The organism is Elusimicrobiota bacterium, assembly GCA_026388095.1.
GTDB lineage: Bacteria > Elusimicrobiota > Elusimicrobia > UBA1565 > UBA9628 > UBA9628.
This window is the reverse complement of the sequence record JAPLKL010000077.1, coordinates 1-17,027: the sequence shown is the minus strand read 5'-3', so window position 1 is coordinate 17,027 and position 17,027 is coordinate 1. Positions and strand designations below refer to the sequence as shown.

The window sequence follows — 17,027 nt, the reverse complement described above, 5'->3', positions numbered from 1 at the left end:
GTCCGTTCTGTGAGCGCCCGGCGGCCGTCTGCCGGGCGCAACCGACCCGCGCAGCGGGGCGGCAGAACCCAGCCGATAGGTTGCACGAAGGATGGCGCCTTCGGCGCGACTGGCGAGCCTTCGGCGCGCCAGTTCGGGGACGGACTGTTGCGCGCTACCGAAAGGACTGTGTCCGGACACAGTCCTTTTCCCCTGGAGGGTTTATCGGCAGCCTGTTAGCCTTGCCCCTTGCGAACGGCGGGTCTGCCCCCTCCGCCCCAGCGGAACGTCACCGCCGCGCGGTTTGAGTAGCCCAAGGAGCCGTAGGGGACGATCGCATAATCGAAGCTGAAGTTCTGTATCTCATAACCCACGCCGGCGGTCATCCCCACGCCCGCGTCGTTGCCTTGGTTATAACCCAGCCGCAAGGCCAGGGCCTTCAAAATCACGGTCTCAACGCCCACCGCCAAGTACGCCGTGTCGTTGCGCTCCCGGATCACGTCCAGCGACAGTGTGTGGCTCGCCCCCAGCCACTCGCGGCCGTAGGACCCGCCCAGCCGGAAGACCAAGGGCTGGTTCTCACTAGCCTGGTCGTATCTCACCGTCTGCCCCAGGTTCTGCAGGGCCGCGCCCAGGGAAAGCCCGCGCAGCAGGGGGACGGCATAGAGCGCCCCGAAGTCGAACGCCGCGTCGTCGCGTGTGGTCGAATCGAGCGTTTCCCGGATATACTTGCCCCCGACCCCGACCGAGAGGCCCCCACCGACCTTGAAGCCATAGCCCGCCCCCAAGGCCAGGTCCGTCAAGGTCGTCTGCCCCAGCCCCCCGTCAGGCGCGGCCAGGGTCGTCACGGGCACGTCGCCGAAGCTCAACTGGTTGAGGGTCGCCCCCCAGCCGCGCGGCGAGGCGTAATGCAGGAATTCCTGGGTGATCCCCTGAAAATGCTGGTTGTGCATGAAGCTGACTTCATGGCGTCCGGTGTTCGAGAGGCCGGCAGGGTTGTAATCGAGGGCCCCGGCTCCTGAGGCCAAGGCCGTGTAGGCTCCCCCCATGGCCGCGGCGCGCGCGTTGGAGTCCATGAGCAGGAAGGCTTCGGTGTCGGCGCCGGCGGCGGCCAGGACCCGAGCGGGGGCCAGCCAGGACAAGACGACGGACACCGCCAGCAGTCTCTTCATCGCACGATGAGCAGTTTCCGAGTCGCGCTCGCGCAGCCCGGACTGGTCAAGATCGCGACATAGCCGCCGGAGGCCACGTCCTGCCCGGAATCATTGCTCGCGTCCCATTGCAGCCGCCCGCCCGACGCGGAGCTCTCCAGATGCGCCACGCGCCGCCCCGTGACCGCGTAGATATCGATCGTCACCGTCTGCGTCAGATGGTCGAAGATGATCCCGGAGATCGGATCGCCGGCGGAGTAGGGCCTGCCGCGGTTGCGGTCGCTCCCGTTGGGCCGGTACGGCACGGGATAGACGCGCGCCTGGCTCAAGTCGGCATAGGCCGAACTCGCGATCCCCAGCGCGGCGAAGATGGACAGATGATTGCTCCGGCCGGTGACGAGCTTATGGGCCAGGTCCACCGCGGAGCCGGGCACGACCTCCCACTGTCGCGTCGCCTCGTTGATCGTGTAGAGCTGCAGGGTGCCCACGGGAACGGGCGGCGAGGTCCCATCCACGAAGCCGGGGTGGACCGAGTCCGAGTAAGGCACCGCCACCGCGACCGGCAGGGCCAGCGTCGTCGAGCGGATCCCATCGACGGCCAGGATGAATTCGGCCCAGGAACCGGTCGAGCCCCGCAGGTCCGCGGGAGTGCCGGCCGCCGCGATCAAGGCCAGGGTGTTGTCCATGAGCGGGCGCTGCAGCGGGCTCTCGGAGAGGATCCAAGTCCTGTCCGCGCTCAGCAGGGCCTGTGGGACCGTGAGCTGTGTCCTGCCGTCGGCCCCCACCAGCGTGTCGCTGGAGGTCCCGCTGATACAGGAGTCAGGCGTGGCCAAGGTCATGGTGCTCGAGAAGGCCCGGCTGGCCGAATTGGAGGCCTGGAGATAGCGGGAGTGCAGGGTCGCCGAGGACAGCCCCGTTTCCAGGTAATACGATGCGGAGCCGGATAGGGATTTCACCAGGCCGCCGCTGCTGGTGAAGAGGTCGAAGCCGCTCGCCGGCCCTCCCGACACCGTCCACGACCAGCGGATCGTGTCGCTGGAGACGGCATTGCCGGAGAGGTCCGCGGCGGACAGCGGATTCAATATGGCCCACGCGCCGCTGAGGACCGCGGTCATCGCCGCTTTGGAGTCGACCGGCCCCACGCCGGTGTCCTCGCGGGTGAGGGCGCAGAAGATCGCGCGCCCCGAGTCCGGGAAATAGAGCCACCGCGTCTCCGTCCCGGAGTTCTCGCCTCCGTGGCCGATCGCGCGCTCGCCGTATGTCGCCAGGGGCTCCCATGCCATCGCGAAGCCGTAACTCGTCGAGGGCGCGGTGACGGCCTCCATCTGGTCGAGAGAGGATCGTCCCACGATCGTCCCCCCGAAAAGGGCCCGCACCCAGGCCAGCATGTCGCGGGCTGTGGAAACGCCGGAGCCCGCCGTCCAGTCCCATGAGAAATTCCAATCGGTGGTGTCCGCGACGGCCCCCGTCGTCGGCAGCCATGAGTAGCCGCGGGCGTAGGGCGCCGAGAGCGCCCCGTCTACGGTGAGCGCGGTCCGCGTCATCCCCGCCGGCCCGAAGAGGAGCCGCGAGGCGAGGTCCGCGACGCGCTCTCCCGTCGCCGCCTCGGCGATCATCCCCAGGACGTAGTAGCCGGAGTTGGTGTAGCTGAACCGCGCTCCGGGCGGGAACTCCACGCCGTGGGCGTTGGAGAACGCGAGGAGCTCGGCGGCTGTCCACTCGCGCGCCGGGTCGGTCAGATGCTGGATGAAGAACGAGAGCGCCGCCTCATGGTCGTAGATCCCGCTCGTGTGGTCGAGCAGCATCCGGATGGGCATCCGGTCGCCGCCGACGACCTTTCCCGGCAGCCAGCGCTCGACCGTGTCATCGAGCGAGAGCTTCCTCAGCTCGACGAGCCGCATGATGAGCGTCGCGGTGAAGGTCTTGGTGATGGAGGCGAGGCGCACCTGCATGCCGGCGCTGAGCGCCTCGCCGGTCGAAAGGTCGGCCTTCCCCGCCGCGCCGATCCAGCTGCCGTCGGAAGTCTCCACCGCGAGCAGGGCGCCCGGGATGCCGGCGTCGCTCACCTTGGAGTCGATGAGCGCCTGCAGGGCGGCGGTCTTATCCGGAGGGATCCCGGTCGCCGCCGCGGCGCAAGACGCCGCCGCGAGAAACGCCGCCGCCGCGGCGCAGAGACGGCCCCGGTTTGCCATAGGGAAACGGTCGGATCAGAACTTGACCAGCTCGGCTTCCCCCGGTCCGCGCAAGGTGGGAGACTGCTCGCGGTTCTCGCGCCGGGCGTCGTCCTCGACCAGCGGTTTGAGGTAATCGTAAAGGCCGCGAGCCGTGACCCGGCCGGAGCGGCCCTTGGCCCCGCCGGCCAGCCCCTGCAGGAAATGATGGGTGAACAGGCCGTGAGCGTCAGCGCTGTTGCTGCCGGCGATCTGCTCGCCTTGGGCCGCGGCGAAGACCACCAGCCGCCCGGTGTCCGCCGCCGTCATGCGGGTCACCAGCGGCCGGGCGCCCTGGGCGATGACGGAGCGCCCGCCCGCGCCCGAGAAGCAGGAATCCAGCGCGACGACGACCTGTTTGGCCGGCAGGCGGTCCAGCGACGCGAAGACCTCCTTCAAGGGATAGGCCGTCGTCTTCAGGAAGGACGGGTCCCCGTCCGAAGGCAGGAGATAGGCCTCGCCGCTCTGCGGGTCCGGCGCGCCGTGGCCGGAGTAATAGAAGAAGACCGTCGAATCAGGCTTGACGTTCTTGGGCAGCCACTCGACCAGATACGCCTGGATCCGCGAGCGCGTGGCGTCGTCGCCGATGAGGCGGATGATGTTGCGCTGGGGAAAGCCCAGAGCCAGGAGGTTCGCCTCGACGGCGGCGGCGTCGTTCTCGGCGAAGTCGGCCCGCGGCGCCCGGCGGTAGTTCTCGATGCCCACGATGACGGCGAGATCGGACGGCCGCGGCTTGAGGCGGAAAGCGGGAGCGTCCAGACCGGAGGCCGGCGCGGCGGGAGAGGCGCCGGCCGCTGCCGCGGGAGCCTGGGCGCCTTCTTGCGGGCAGCGCGGCAGCAGGGCGATGGAATCGCCGTAGCCCTGGGCGGCCGCCAGGCGGAAGAGGCCGCAGCCCGCGGCGGTGTCCTGGGGCACGCCGTCGCCGTTGTAGTAGAGCGTCCCCAGATAGTGCTGGGCGGATGCGGCGCCGGCGTCGGCGGCTTTCCGGAGCCACTCGACGGCCTGCTTGGAGTCGCGCTTGACGCCGTAGGCGTGGTCGTAGCACCAGCCGATGTTGACCATGGCGTCGGTATCGCCCTGGTCGGCCGCGAGGTGGAACAGGCGCAGCGCCTCGCCGTAATCCAGCGGCACGCCGTGGCCGTTCAAGTACATGCGCCCCAAGGAAGCTTGTCCGGTGGCGTCGCCCAGGTCGGCCGCCTTCTTGTACCAGCTGAAGGCCTGCTGGTAGTCCTTCTCGACGCCGTTGCCGGTGAGGTAGTGCCAGCCGACGTTGTTCATGGCGGGGACGAACCCCAGGTCGGCCGCCTTGCGCGACCACTTCACGGCCTGCCTGAAATCGTTGGGCACGCCGTCTCCCTCGCGGTAGGCGATGCCGAGGTCGACCATGCCCGTGGCATCGCCGGCCTCGGCCGCCTTGCGGTACCATCGGACCGATTCCTTGAGGTCCTTCTTGACGCCCTTGCCGTCGACGTAAAGCCCTCCGATGGCGGTCCAGGCCGGCGGGTATTTCTTTTCGGCCGCCTTCCTGTACCAGTCCATCGCCTCCGCGTAGTCCTGGCCCACCCCGTCACCCTCGGCGTAGGTGTGCCCGATCCACATCATCGCCCCGGGATGGCCCTGCACGGCGGCTTTGTCGTACCAGCGGCGCGCCGCGATGGCGTCCTTGTCCACGCCGAGGCCCTGTTCGTACAGGACTCCGACCTGGAACTGCGCCTCGGAGTCGCCCTGGTCGGCCAGCGGCTGGTAGAGTTGGAGCGCCTTGGCGTAGTCGCCGGCGCCGTAGGCCGCTTTGGCGTCGGCGAGCGCGCCGGCGCGGCCGGCGGCGGGGCTGAGCAGCAGACAGAGGGCAGCGGCCAGGGCGGTCTTCATGTCGGTTCTCCTGGGCCTGAGTATAGCCCATCATGAGTATCCCGTCCAGGGAGCTAGCCGGATTGTAGGAGCCATAACCCCGCACGGCCTGACGGGGTAAACCCTGGCGCCGTGTGTGGTATTATAGCCGGCGGCCGTCTGCCGGGCGCAACCGACCCGCGAAGCGGGGCGGCAGAACCCAGCCGACAGGTTGCACGAAGGATGGCGCCTTCGGCGCGACTGGCGAGCCTTCGGCTCGCCAGTTCGGGGACGGACTGTTGCCCGCTACCGAAAGGACTGTGTCCGGACAGTCCTTTCCGCTGGAGGGTTTATCAGCAGCCTGCTAGGCGGGCAGGTCATCGTCGGCCGGAGGCGACGAGCGGGATCAGCCGGGCCATGATGTCGACAGCGGGGCTAATTTAATATATTGCAGGGGCCCATCCGAAGCGATCAAGGAGCCAGATGACCAGAACACATATCCTCTTATCACTCCCAGCCGCGCTGCTGCTGGTCGCGCTGGCCGCGAGGCCGAGCCGCGCGGGGTCGGCTCTCGACAAGCTCTCTCCCGCGGCGCGCGCCGAGATCGAGAGATTGTCCCCGGCCGAGCGCGCCGAACTCTCCGGCGTCCAGCCCGGCAGCGCCGCGACGGCCCCGAGCCGGACCGGTTCCGACGGCAACGACTGGCTTTGCACGCGCTGGGGCTGCGTCGGCGGCACGGTGCTGGCCGCCGCCGGATCCTGGCACTCGAGCCCGGACGGCTCTTACCCGGAGAATCTCGGCTGGTCGGCGGGCGTGGACGCCGCGGCGCCGATCCCCGCCCTGGAGCAGTACGGCCTCGGCGCGCAGTTCGCGTGGAGCTACGGCCAATTCGATCTCAATGGCCGCGCCTCCGCCTCGCCGGACTACACCGTGCAGCAGCAACAATTCTATTCCCTGGGACTGTTTCGCAGGCCGGATCCCTCCGGCTCCTGGTGGCTGCGCTGGGGGCTAGGCGCGGCTCACGATTTCTCGGCCAACCGCTCCGCCGGCACCCGGGCGGACATCTTCACGCTGCGGCAATGGCGCCTCAAGGCATCCTATGACATCACGCGGGCCCATGGAGTCGGGATGTGGGGGGTGCTGCATCAAGGCGACGCCGACGTGCCCCGCTCGGCGACCGTGGTCGACATCTACCGGTCCGTGGACCAACTCAACTTCTTCTATCGTTACCATCTGCCCGAAGGCGGCAGCCTATCCGCCTATCTGGGGCCGGGCATCGGCGGCACGATCACGAACGGGCGGACCGGAGTCATCCAGTTGGGAGGCCACCCCTTCAAGTACACCTTCGGGGCGGACGCCCGAGTGCCGATCACCGATCATCTCGCTCTGTTCGGCGACCTCGCTTTCGCAAAGCCGAATATCGCGCCGGGCAAGAGCGGCAATGCCTCGGTGCTGTCGACCTATTCGCTGCAGGCGGGCTTGCGCTTCTATTGGGGCGGCAATGCGCGCGTCCGAGACGACACCGGCCGGCATTGGATGCCTTATCTGCCCGATGCCAACAACGGCAACTTCATCGCCCAATCGAACTTCGTGGATTGAGGCGGCGGCCTAGTCCCGGCGCGCGGGCTCCTGCATGGCGAGGACGTCGCTGACCGGATCCGGCGCGGGCGCCGCGGCCGGGTCGAGCCGGTCCACCACCTCGCAGACCAGAAGGAAGTGCTGGTTCGAGCCCGGACCCTCGCGGTCGTCGAAGACCGGCTTGAGGTGGCGCGACCAGAACTCCCGGAAGGCGGGCCGGCGCGCGGTCTCGCGCGGCAGGATGCCCGGCGAATCCTTGCGCAGGACGAGCTGCTCGGCGCTCACGAACACGTGCGTCACTCCCAGCGCCCGCACCTTGGCCAGCAGGTCCTCGCCGTCGCGGGCCTGCTCGGCCGCCGCCCAGAAAGGATTGCGGTCGAACACCGTGGCCGCGATGCAGTCGCGCTCGATGTAATAGGTCCGCGACTCGCCCAGCACCAAGACTTTGGCGTCCGGCGGCAGCGCCCGGTTGATGAACTCGGCCGCGGCGAAGTAAGGCAGGGGATAGGTCGGCCGCTGGGTCTTGAGGTAATCCGCGCGCGAGACCTTCCCGGTCAGGCAGTCCCACTGTCCCGACCACTGTCCCTGGCTGAAGGCGGCCTGGATCTCGAAGAGCCCGCCGTAGAGGATGAGCAGCCAGCCCAGGCGGCGCAGCCAGCGCGGCCAGGCCCCGCTCTCCACGGCCAAAGCGGCGCACAGGGCGAGCAGGGGCAAGACCGGCAGCATGTAGCGCACCCAGCGCGTGGCCAGGGCCCAGGCCAGGTAGCCGCCGGCCGCCGCGGCCAGCACGGCCTTGGCCTCGGGACGCCGCGGCCGCAGCAGCAGGAGCCAGGGCACGGCCAGGAGGAAGACCGGCCCGGGCCAGTCTCCCAGCGGCCAGACTCCCACCGAGGTCGTCCAAGGCTGCAGGAGCAGTCCCCGCAGCCCCGCGCCCGTGAACAGCGTCTCGGCCGCGCCGCGGTTTCCCACGTCGGCGACGAAGGCCTGCCAGTCCGCGATCCACCCCGGGTCGCCGAAGAGCCCGCGCAGATAAGGGTAGAGCGGGTTGCCGAAGAGCACCGCGTCCTTGACCAGCCACGGCGAGAACGCCGCGGCCGCCGCGGCCGCCATGACCGCGGCGCCGCGCCAGGGCCGCCCCTGTCGCCGGGCCTGCCAGGCATGGACCGCGACCAAGACCGCGGCCACAGGCAGGACGTTGTACTTCACCCCGCAGGCGAAGCCCAACAGGAGCCCGGCGGCCGAGGGTGCGCCGTCTGCGAGCATGACCAGAAGCGCGCAGGCGCAGAGGAAAGCGGCGGCCAAGTCCACCCCGCAGCCCCAGCCGGCGTAGAGCACCGCGGGGCAGAGGAAGAATGCGCAGGCGGCCAGCAGGCCGGCGGCGCGGGAGAAGCATCGGCGGCCGATGGCGTAGACCGTTGCGGCCGCGGCCGCGCCGAAAGAGAGGTGCAGGAGGCTGGCCAGCTTTTCGTCCGCCAAGGACAGGCAGAGGCCGTAGAGCAGCTGGACGGCCAGGGGCGTGCCGGAAAAGATGTTGTAAGGGACGGCCGCCAGGCGGCCCTTGAGCAGATAGAGCCTGGGCAAGGCCAGATGGTAGACGAGGGAATCGTAGAAGATCTCGGGGGTCATGGTCCCGCAAAGCTCGAAGACCAAGCCCAAGGCCAGCAGGCAGAGGGCCGCGCCCTCCCACGGACCCAGCCGCTCCCGCGGGCTCGGCTCCAGCCGCGGCAGCCAGGCCCACCACCGACGCGCGCCCGCCAGCGCGCAGCAGGCCGCGGCCAAAAAGGCCGCCTTCAGGACGGGCGGGCTGTACAGCCGGGCCGCGCCGAGGCCCAGCAGGATGAGCGAGAGGGTCCCGAAGCCCAGTCCCGCGGCGATGAGCCAGGTCTCCCCCCGGCCGGCCTGGAGGCGCAGTCCCTTGACCCACAACATGCCCAAGGCCGCGGCCGACAGCCACAGCGCCGCCAGCCAGGGCAGGCGCGCGGCCAGGGCGGGGGCGACCTGCGGGAGAGCCCCGCCGAGCATGTCCCAGAGCCCGCCGAGCACGGCCGGCCTGAGCACCAGGTTGTGCCAATAGCCCCTGGCGAGCACGGCCAACCAGGCCAGGATGAGGAGAACCGTCAAGGACCGAGGCAGCAGCGGCGTGAAAGCCGGAGGCGGGGCCTCGACGACGAGCTGCGCTCTGCGCCTGGCCATTGTTGGCTGTACCATACCAAATTGGCATAATGGTCGTAAGGGGGACGAGACCATGAAGTATCGCGGCATGGGCGACGGCTACTGGGTCTTCAAGGGGCTGCCGGGGGAGGAGCTGATCGCGGGCCTCACCGCCGCCCTCACCGAGCTCAAGGTCGGGGCGGGCTTCTTCACCGGCGTCGGGGCGGTCAGCGAGGCCGAGCTCGGCCACTTCGACCCGGCCTCCAAGGAGTACCACAAGGAGACCTTCTCCGGGGCCATCGAGATCATCTCCCTCAGCGGCAACGTCTCGCGCATCGAGGACGGCTCCGTCCTCGTCCACGCGCACGCGGCCTTGAGCCTCAAGGACATGAGCATGCGCGGCGGGCACCTCTTCCGCGCCGTGGTCATGCCGACCTGCGAGATCACCCTGCGCGTGCTCAAAGGCTCCGTCGAGCGGCGCCTGATCCCCGAGTTGGGCCTCAGACTCTGGCAGATATAGGAGAACCCATGGAATCGGCGCACACCAAGTCCCTGCCTGAGAACGCCTACGAACCCCTCCAGCCCGGCGAGGCCTACCGCCCGATGGTGCCGGCGGCCGCCCAAATGCCGCAGGCCACCTGGCGCTCCGTGGGCTGGGGCCTGTTCTTCTGCGTGCTCTTCACGGTCGCCTCGGCCTACTCCGGCCTCAAGGTCGGCCAGGTCATGGAGGCCGCCATCCCGATCTCCATCCTGGCCATCGGCATGGCCCGTCTCTACTCCCGCCCGTCCAGCATCCTGGAGAACGTCATCATCACGGGCATCGGCGGGGTCTCCGGCTCGGTAGTGGCCGGCGCCATCTTCACCTTGCCCGCCCTCTATTCTTTGCACCTCAACCCGCATCCTCTGCAGACCATCTTCATCTGCCTCTCCGGGGGCTGCCTGGGGATGCTCTTCCTCATCCCCCTGCGGCGCTACTTCGTGCGCGACATGCACGGGCTGTTCCCCTACCCCGAGGCCACGGCCATCACCGAGGTCCTGGTCACCGGCGAGAAAGGCGGCACCCAGGCGCGCCTCCTTCTGGAGGCCACGGCGCTAGCCGGCATCTACGACTTCTTCGTCACGACCTTCAAGGTCTGGAAGGAGACTTTGGATTTCCAGTTCCTCGCCCCGATGCACGCCCTGGCCGAACGCGCCAAGGTCGTGGCCAAGTTCGACGCCGTCGCCTTCATCCTGGGGCTGGGCTACGTCATGGGGCTGCGTTCCTCCATGATCCTCTGCGCCGGCGGGGTGCTGGCCAACTTCGTGCTCGTGCCCCTGATCTGGTTCGTGGGCCGCCATTTCCCGGAGGCCGCGATCTACCCCGCGACCAAATCCATCGCGCTCATGAGCGCGGGAGAGATCTTCCGCAACTACGTGCGCTACATCGGCGTGGGCGCCATCGCCACGGCCGGCATCATCGGCATCATCAAGTCGCTGCGCATCGTGCTGGGCTCCCTGTCCATCGCGGTCAAGGCCTTCCAGCAGGGAGACAAGAAGGCCGGATTGGAGCGCACCGACCAGGACATCTCCATCATGACCATCCTGGTGGGCGTGGTGCTCTGCACCTTGGCCTCGGGCGTGTTCTTCGGCTCCTTGGGCACCACCTGGTCCATCGCGCTGGCGGGCCTGGGGCTGGCCCTGCTCTTCTCCTTCTTCTTCACCTCGGTCGCGGCCAACGCCATCGCGACCACGGCCCGCAATCCGGTCTCGGGCATGACCATGCTCACCATCATCGTCTCCAGCGTGGTCCTGCTCAAGTTCGGCCTCTCCGGCACCACGGGCATGTTCTTCGTCATGGCCATCGCGGGCATGGTCTGCACCGCCCTGTCCACCTCCGGACAGGCCATCACGGACCTCAAGACCGGCTACTGGCTGGGCTCCACGCCGGCGGTGCAGGAGCGGGTCAAGTTCCTGGGCATCCTGGCCGCGGCCGCGGCCTCGGGCCTGACCATCGTGATGCTGGCCAAGGCCGGCTACTACTTCGGCGACGCGCCCGCGGGCGCGCCCGAGTCGGCGGTTTTGGCCGCGCCCCAGGCCTCCCTCATGAAGGCCCTGGTGGAAGGCTTCATGAACCGCCAGCCCGTGGTCTACCTCCTCTTCGGCGCCGGCGCCGCGGTCGCGCTCATCCTGGAGATGCTGCAGGTCTCCGCTTTGGTCTTCGCCCTGGGCATGTACCTGCCGCTCGAGCTCAACACGCCGGCTTTGGTCGGCGGCATCCTCAACCACGCCATCAACGAGCGGGCCGCCAAGCACAAGGGCGAGTCCGGCCGGTCCATGCGCGAGCGCGGCGTCATCATCGCCTCAGGGCTCATGGCCGGAGGAGCCCTGGGCGGAGTGCTGGGCGCGGCCATGCGCCTGGTCCCGGGCTTCAGCGAGGAATGGGTGAAGACGCCGTTCTACGGCTCGGACGGCGCGTCCCAGACGGTCTCCTTCCTGTTCTTCGCGGGGCTCTGCGCCTACCTCTGGTTCCGGTCCGTGCGCCGGAGCTCAGCGGCCGCCTGAGCCGGCCTTGGCCTGCAGGGCGCCCGCGGGCGCGGGCGCAGCCCGGCGCGCCATGTTCTCGGCCAGGCCGTCCGCCAGAGCGGCGGCCAGCCGGTCCTGGTACTCCGGGTCGGCCAGGAGCTTGGCCTCGGCCGGGTTGCTCAGGTAGCCGAGCTCGACGAGCACGCTGGGCGTGCGGGGATTCTTGAGCACGTAATACTCGGCGCGCTCCAAGGCCTCGACGCGCAGGCCGTCCCGGCGCAGGCCGCGCGCCAGCTGCGCGGCGAGGGCGGCGCCGGCGCGCACCTGCTCGCTCGGCGGCGCCGGCAAGGGCGGGACCTTGCGGTAGCGGCGGTGATGCCGGCTGCTGCGCCCGCGCCCTCTGCCGAAGGCGTAGACCACGACGCCGTGCGGGCCGCGCCGGAGCACCTTGTTGGCGTGCAGCGAGATGAAGAGCCCGCCGCCCCAGGCCGAGGTGTCGTCGACCCGGCCGTTGAGGGGGATGAACTCGTCGCAGTCCCTGGTCATGCGCACCGGCCCCAAGCCCAGGGCCTGGAGGCGGTCCCTCAGCTTGAGCGCGACCGCGAGCGTGATGTCCTTCTCATATCGGTCGGCGACCGTGGCGCCCCAATCCTGGCCGCCGTGGCCGGCGTCGATGACGATGGGCCGCCCATCCGGCAGGAGAGCCCGGGGCGCCGGGGCCTCCCACGGCCGCAGCGTTGCGGCCGCTGCCGCCGGGGCGGCGCCGGCGGCGGGGGATGGGATCCTGTCGGCAAGCGGGGTCGTCCGGCCGAAAGCCGGGGCCGGGGAGAGGGCCAGCAAAAGAAAAACGCCGAGACGGGCTCTGGGCGCCCCCATGGGCGGTCCTCCGGAAGCGAGCGTTCCTCGGCGCGAAGGCTACTTTATAACAGGTCGGCCAAAATTTGTCAAGGCCCAGGGATCCCCCCAATCCTCGGACAAGGTAATCCGATAAGAAATAGAATACCTCGCGTCCCGTCGGTAGGGAAACATCGGTGAAAAGCGTCAACTTTTCACCCGCGAGGTGAAAAGATGATAGCGCAACTGGGGCATGGTTGGAAAGTTGAAAAATCGGCCGAGAAGATGACATCGTTTGCCGGCCTGCCGTTGCTGACGGAGCTCGCCCACCGAAGCAAATTGATCCGCGACCTGGACGCCATATCCGGGATATGGGAGCGCCAAGGGAAATATCGGACATCTGATTATGTCATGAGCCTGGCGCTGACGCTGATCGCCGGAGGCGAAAGCTTGGAAGATACTCGCCTTCTGCGAGAAGACGGCGGGCTGCAAGGCTGGTTGTGGGATAATCTTCCCGCGCCCAACAGCCTGGGCGATTTCCTCCGGCGCCATGGGCATCGCACGATCAGCCGAATGGGCCGCGTCAACGCGCGGCAAGTCCGGCGCTTGCTGGCCAGACAGCGTCGCGGACATGTGACGCTGGACATCGACTCGAGCTTGGTGGAGGCGGACAAGAAAGAAGCCCAGAAAACCTATAAAGGGTTCGACGGTTACAATCCACTGTTGGCGTGGCTGGATGAGCCGAACGTCTTTCTTTCAGGTGTGTTCCGTCCCGGTAACAGCTCGCCGCAGTCGCACCTGCGAAGCCTGGTGGCGCAATGCCGGCGTTTATTGCCGCAAGGCATAAAGCTGCGCCTGAGATCAGATAGCGCGGCCTATAACGCCGAGGTTCTTCGTTACTGCGACAATCATGGCATCGAATTCTCGATCACCGCGGACCTGGACGCGGCGGTGATGGCGAGCATTGAGGCGATCCCCGACGAGAAATGGCAGCTGGTGATCCGGGGCGAAGAGAGCTTTCTCTTGGCGGAGACGGTTCACGTCATGGGGCACAAGTCCAAACATGAGTGCCTCCCCGCCTTTCGCCTGATCGTGACTAAAAAGCTGAGCGGTCAACTCGAGTTGTTCAAGAACCCGATCAAGCATCGGGCCATCATCACGAGTCTTCCAGAAGCGATGAGTACGTTGGAAGTGCTTGATCACCACAACGACCGTGGCCGCATGGAGAAGGCCATCGGAGAGCTCAAAGATGGTTTCGGGCTTGACCGACTTCCCTGCGGGCAATTGATGGCCAATGCGGCGTTCTTGCAGGTCTGCTTGATCGCCTACAATCTGGTGCAGACTTTCAAAAATGTCGCATTGCCCAAGGGGTGGGAGAAGTTAGAGGTCAAGAATCTACGTTTCCGGCTACTCTGCCGCGCGGCCAAACTCGTCAGCCACGCGGGTTATATGGTCACCAAGCTGCGAGAGTTCGCCTTTTTCGAGGTCTTCGAGCAAGCGCGGTGGGCGGTGCTCAGTCCCGCAATTGCGCCTGCCTGTGGATAATCGTCGCAAGTAATCCAGCCGACCTGTTGATAGCGGTGATAAGTACGCCCGCATCACCTACGAGCGCCCCGACGGCCGTTGTGTCGGGGCGCAACCGACGGCCGAAGGCCGGCGGCAAGCCGTCTTGGGCCCTGCCGGCCGCCGCTTCGCGCCGGCCGGTGGCGCGCGAGCATAGCTCGCGCGCGCTATTTACGGCTTACCTGAGGATTGGGGGATCCTCAGGGTCTTGGCCTCGGGGTTGGTGATCACTCCATAGGCGAAGACCCGGGAGTTGGCGCCGGCCGCGCCTACGAGCAGCTCGTCGCGGCCGTCGCCGTTGATGTCGCCCGCGGCCAGATGCGGGACCTCGCCGGAATGATGCCGCTCCCCCAGCAGACGGGCGTGCTCGTCATACACGAACACCCAGCCGTTCTCCGTGGCCAGGGCGATCTCCTTGCGGCCGTCGCCGTTGAAGTCCGCGGCGATCATGTCGACCACGTGCGTGGGCCCGATGTCCGCCTCGGCGGCCACGGTTCGGGCCCCGCCCACGAGGCGCGAGACCCTGAGGCGGTCGCGGCCGGACTGGAAGCTGGAGCCCACATGGGCCAGGAACACGGCCGGGCCCTCCGGGCTCAGGAAGACCCCCCGCTCCGGAGCCGTCTCGTCGCTGAAGCGCGCCACGGTCCGGCCCTGGCCGTCCAGGATGAGGCTGCTCGACACGCCCGCGGAGCTTGCGAACACGGCCACAAAGCCGCGGCTCGCGGCCAGGCCGAGGACCTGCGGGAGGTCTCCCCGGGACCACAACTTCCGGCGGTCCGCGGCGAAGGCCGCGAGCGCGCCTGGGCCGCCCGTGCCCGCCACCAGTTCCCCGCCGCCGTCGCCGCCGATATCCGCGAGCGCGGCGCGCTCCGCCTGAAGGCTCTCCTTCCAAACGGGCAGGCCGGAGAGGTCAAGGACCTGCAGGCCATCTTGCCCCCAGGCCAGCAAGACTTTCCGGCCGCCGAGCTCCCCGGCTTGCAGAGCGGTGAAGGGGCCGGTGACCGGGCTGCGGGAGATCGGGCGGCCGGCGGAGTCGATGAGGACCAAGGACTGCCCGCCCTCTTGCGGGCTCTCCAGGACGACCAGCCCGGTCCCAGGGGCCACCGCCAGGCCGTCGAGTTCCACCCCGTCCGGCGGATCGTAGGCCCACATCGCGCCCAGGCGCTTATCCGCCCCCCAGACGCCTTCGTCGCTGCGGAAGAACTCGACGTGGGGGGCGAACCGGCCCCGCTGTTTCATGGCCGCGGCGTATTCGGGCTTGGACCAGCGCACGCTGCGCAGGACCGGGACCTTCTTGGCGACGGAAACCGTCTCCTGCAACCCGCCGCAGCCGCACGCGGCCGACAGGAGCAGGACGACGAGCCCTAGACGAGTCCACGATCCCATGTTCCCTCCGAACCCAACTCATTATCACAAAGTTGAGGCTCGGACGGAAGGGGCGCCGGCATCGCCCCAGGGGGTCAGCGGCCCAGGGGCTTGAAGGTCCTCAGACAGAGCATGTAGTCTTCGCGGAAGTCCAGGTAGACCTCCCGCGCGGATGAGAGCCTCACCAGATAATAGTTGAGGCCGCTGGGGACGACCGCCACGTAGTGGTGGAGCTGCTCTTCAGCCGCGGGCAGCCGCTCCAGAGGCAGGGCCCGGGTCTCCACCACCTCGAAGAGGCGCGCCAACAGCCCGCCCACGCGCATGTGCGTGACCCCCGTGGAGCTGCGCTTGGTGTCCGGGTCCGAGCGGCGCATCTCGTCCACGGCTTTCTTGGCTTCGACGTAGCCGGGGTTCCCCTTCTCGATCCAGCGCACGGAGAACCCCGTGCGATAAGTCCCGGCCGGGTTGTCCGGCCCCAGCAGGCGCACCACGGGCCCCAAGGCATCCTCCGTCTCGAAAGCCTGCCATCCGGTGGGCATCTCGCAGGCGAACAGGTGCGAAGGCGCCAGGTAGAGCATGTGCTTGGCCTTGGGCGATGGGGCTTCGGCGGGCTCCGCCTCCTGCGCCCGCATGGGCGCCGCGCACAACAGAGCCGCCCAGAGGAAGAGGCTATTCCTTATCCACATGGGACTCCTTCTCCTGGCGCAGGCGCTTCTCCGCCTCCACGGCCTCGCCCAGCATGACCCCGGACTTGGGCAGCGCGGCCATCTCGGCCGCCCATTCCGGCCGGCAAAGGGACTTGGGCGCCGGCTCCGCCGGGATCTTCGCGGCCGCGGCGCGCGCGGCGGACAGGCCTTCCGCGGCGAAGAGGCCGGAGGCCTCGTAAGCGGCCAAGTCCAGAGTCCGAGCCTGCCGCGCCGAAGCATCGCGGTAGGCCGCTTCCGCCGCCGAGGCCGGCACGCAGTCGGCCAGGGCGCGGCGGTCGAATTCCGAGACCGCGGTCAGGTCGAACTTGCGCGGATCCACGGCCCCGTTGCGGCCCGCGCTCAGGCCCAGGAGCAGCGCGTCGTGATAGGCGGCGGGATCTTTGAGCCACTGGCGATAGGCGATCCGCGTCATGGGGTCCAGGAAGGCGTCGCTGCGGCGCGCCGAGACCAGGGCGTCATAGAAGAGCCATTGGGCGGTGCGCGCCACGACCTCGGCCGCGTAGGGCGAGGCGTCCCAGGCGCGCAGACGGGAGTCCAGGCGCACCAGTTCGGCCAACAGCGCTCCGGCCTGGGCTTCGGGCGTGAAAGAGGCGCGCCGGCTGCCGTCCGCGTAGACGGAGGTGTCTCCCCAGGGGCCTCTCTCCTGCTTCTGCGGAGCGGCCTCGTTCTGCATGGCCTGCAGCGCGGGCGCGGGCAGGCCCGCTTCGGCGTAGGTCTTGGCGGACTTGGGCAGCACGGTGGCCGTCGTGCCGAAGAACAGCTTGGATTTCTCCACCAGCACCACGCCGTTGTTGAGGGCGATGGTCCAGGCCCCGTCCGCCCCGGTGCTGAGGCGGCTGTAGGTCCGGCCCCCCGCCCGCTCCGGGTCGATGACGATCTGGGGCAGGGCCGTCATCACGTCGTTGAGGACGCGGTTGCGCGCGAACGAGGCGTTCTCCGAGATAAGGCGCAGCAGGGCCTTGACCTCACGGCCGTAGGGCGCCTCCGCCAGGAACTTCTCGAATGCCGCGGCCGTCACCTCCGCCAAAGGCGGCTCCGCGCCCGGCGCAGGCACGAAGGTGGCCGCAGGCGCCACGACCGCAGGCGCGGCCGCCACCGGGGGAGCGGCCACTGCCGCAGGCGCCACGACCGCAGGCGCTGCCGCCACCGGGGGAGCGGCC

At 68.7% G+C, this 17,027-nt stretch carries 12 protein-coding genes; 4 read left to right on the top strand and 8 right to left on the bottom strand.

Features of this window, described 5'->3' with window-relative positions; translation table 11 throughout:
- Positions 1-215: 215 nt before the first annotated feature.
- From NTY77_19520 to NTY77_19510, 3 genes are read right to left on the bottom strand one after another with little or no spacing between them, the layout of a single operon-like run.
- Entirely contained in the window at positions 216-1,151 is a 936-nt protein-coding gene (locus tag NTY77_19520) for a PorV/PorQ family protein (GenBank protein MCX5797685.1), read from the bottom strand.
- Positions 1,148-3,322 (bottom strand): serine hydrolase, encoded by a 2,175-nt coding sequence (locus NTY77_19515; protein ID MCX5797684.1) that lies wholly within the window; start codon positions 3,320-3,322, stop codon positions 1,148-1,150. Before NTY77_19515 ends, NTY77_19520 begins: the two co-directional genes overlap by 4 nt.
- A gap of 15 nt (positions 3,323-3,337) precedes the next feature.
- Entirely contained in the window at positions 3,338-5,209 is a 1,872-nt protein-coding gene (locus NTY77_19510) for a caspase family protein (GenBank protein ID MCX5797683.1), read from the bottom strand.
- A gap of 441 nt (positions 5,210-5,650) precedes the next feature.
- Between NTY77_19510 and NTY77_19505 the strand changes: the two genes are divergently transcribed.
- Positions 5,651-6,766, top strand: a complete 1,116-nt coding sequence (locus NTY77_19505) for a hypothetical protein (protein MCX5797682.1) — start codon at positions 5,651-5,653, stop codon at positions 6,764-6,766.
- 9 nt (positions 6,767-6,775) lie between these two features.
- Here the strand turns inward: NTY77_19505 and NTY77_19500 are convergent, their stop codons facing one another.
- Complete coding sequence (locus NTY77_19500) at positions 6,776-8,938, bottom strand: hypothetical protein (GenBank protein ID MCX5797681.1); 2,163 nt, start codon at positions 8,936-8,938, stop codon at positions 6,776-6,778.
- 52 nt (positions 8,939-8,990) lie between these two features.
- Between NTY77_19500 and NTY77_19495 the strand changes: the two genes are divergently transcribed.
- Together NTY77_19495 and NTY77_19490 are read left to right on the top strand one after the other, a co-directional pair.
- Positions 8,991-9,416: a DUF296 domain-containing protein gene (locus NTY77_19495; GenBank protein ID MCX5797680.1), complete on the top strand. Its 426-nt coding sequence runs from the start codon at positions 8,991-8,993 to the stop codon at positions 9,414-9,416.
- Positions 9,417-9,424: 8 nt separating this feature from the next.
- On the top strand, positions 9,425-11,437 hold the full coding sequence (locus NTY77_19490; protein MCX5797679.1) for an oligopeptide transporter, OPT family: 2,013 nt from the start codon (positions 9,425-9,427) through the stop codon (positions 11,435-11,437).
- On the opposite strand, the gene NTY77_19485 is transcribed toward NTY77_19490, so the two are convergent.
- Positions 11,423-12,274 carry an N-acetylmuramoyl-L-alanine amidase gene (locus tag NTY77_19485; protein MCX5797678.1) on the bottom strand — a complete coding sequence of 284 codons (852 nt, stop codon included), beginning with the start codon at positions 12,272-12,274 and terminating at the stop codon, positions 11,423-11,425. The two genes, NTY77_19490 and NTY77_19485, sit on opposite strands and share 15 nt — an antisense overlap.
- Before the next feature lie 192 nt (positions 12,275-12,466).
- Here NTY77_19485 and NTY77_19480 point away from each other — a divergent pair, with 192 nt between their 5' ends.
- Positions 12,467-13,777 carry an IS1380 family transposase gene (locus NTY77_19480; protein ID MCX5797677.1) on the top strand — a complete coding sequence of 437 codons (1,311 nt, stop codon included), beginning with the start codon at positions 12,467-12,469 and terminating at the stop codon, positions 13,775-13,777.
- 189 nt (positions 13,778-13,966) lie between these two features.
- On the opposite strand, the gene NTY77_19475 is transcribed toward NTY77_19480, so the two are convergent.
- The 3 genes from NTY77_19475 to NTY77_19465 all read right to left on the bottom strand — a co-directional run.
- Entirely contained in the window at positions 13,967-15,181 is a 1,215-nt protein-coding gene (locus NTY77_19475) for a VCBS repeat-containing protein (GenBank protein ID MCX5797676.1), read from the bottom strand.
- 74 nt (positions 15,182-15,255) lie between these two features.
- Positions 15,256-15,846 (bottom strand): hypothetical protein, encoded by a 591-nt coding sequence (locus NTY77_19470; protein ID MCX5797675.1) that lies wholly within the window; start codon positions 15,844-15,846, stop codon positions 15,256-15,258.
- On the bottom strand, positions 15,830-17,027 hold a 1,198-nt coding region (locus NTY77_19465; GenBank protein MCX5797674.1), incomplete at its 5' end, for a hypothetical protein. The genes NTY77_19465 and NTY77_19470, both read right to left, overlap by 17 nt.

Excerpts from the sequence above, each read along its gene's own strand:
- NTY77_19520 (MCX5797685.1), bottom strand. The coding sequence starts at position 1,151 with ATGAAGAGACTGCTGGCGGTGTCCGTCGTCTTGTCCTGGCTGGCCCCC.
- NTY77_19515 (MCX5797684.1), bottom strand. The coding sequence starts at position 3,322 with ATGGCAAACCGGGGCCGTCTCTGCGCCGCGGCGGCGGCGTTTCTCGCG.
- NTY77_19510 (MCX5797683.1), bottom strand. The coding sequence starts at position 5,209 with ATGAAGACCGCCCTGGCCGCTGCCCTCTGTCTGCTGCTCAGCCCCGCC.
- NTY77_19505 (MCX5797682.1), top strand. The coding sequence starts at position 5,651 with ATGACCAGAACACATATCCTCTTATCACTCCCAGCCGCGCTGCTGCTG.
- NTY77_19500 (MCX5797681.1), bottom strand. The coding sequence starts at position 8,938 with ATGGCCAGGCGCAGAGCGCAGCTCGTCGTCGAGGCCCCGCCTCCGGCT.
- NTY77_19495 (MCX5797680.1), top strand. The coding sequence starts at position 8,991 with ATGAAGTATCGCGGCATGGGCGACGGCTACTGGGTCTTCAAGGGGCTG.
- NTY77_19490 (MCX5797679.1), top strand. The coding sequence starts at position 9,425 with ATGGAATCGGCGCACACCAAGTCCCTGCCTGAGAACGCCTACGAACCC.
- NTY77_19485 (MCX5797678.1), bottom strand. The coding sequence starts at position 12,274 with ATGGGGGCGCCCAGAGCCCGTCTCGGCGTTTTTCTTTTGCTGGCCCTC.
- NTY77_19480 (MCX5797677.1), top strand. The coding sequence starts at position 12,467 with ATGATAGCGCAACTGGGGCATGGTTGGAAAGTTGAAAAATCGGCCGAG.
- NTY77_19475 (MCX5797676.1), bottom strand. The coding sequence starts at position 15,181 with ATGGGATCGTGGACTCGTCTAGGGCTCGTCGTCCTGCTCCTGTCGGCC.
- NTY77_19470 (MCX5797675.1), bottom strand. The coding sequence starts at position 15,846 with ATGTGGATAAGGAATAGCCTCTTCCTCTGGGCGGCTCTGTTGTGCGCG.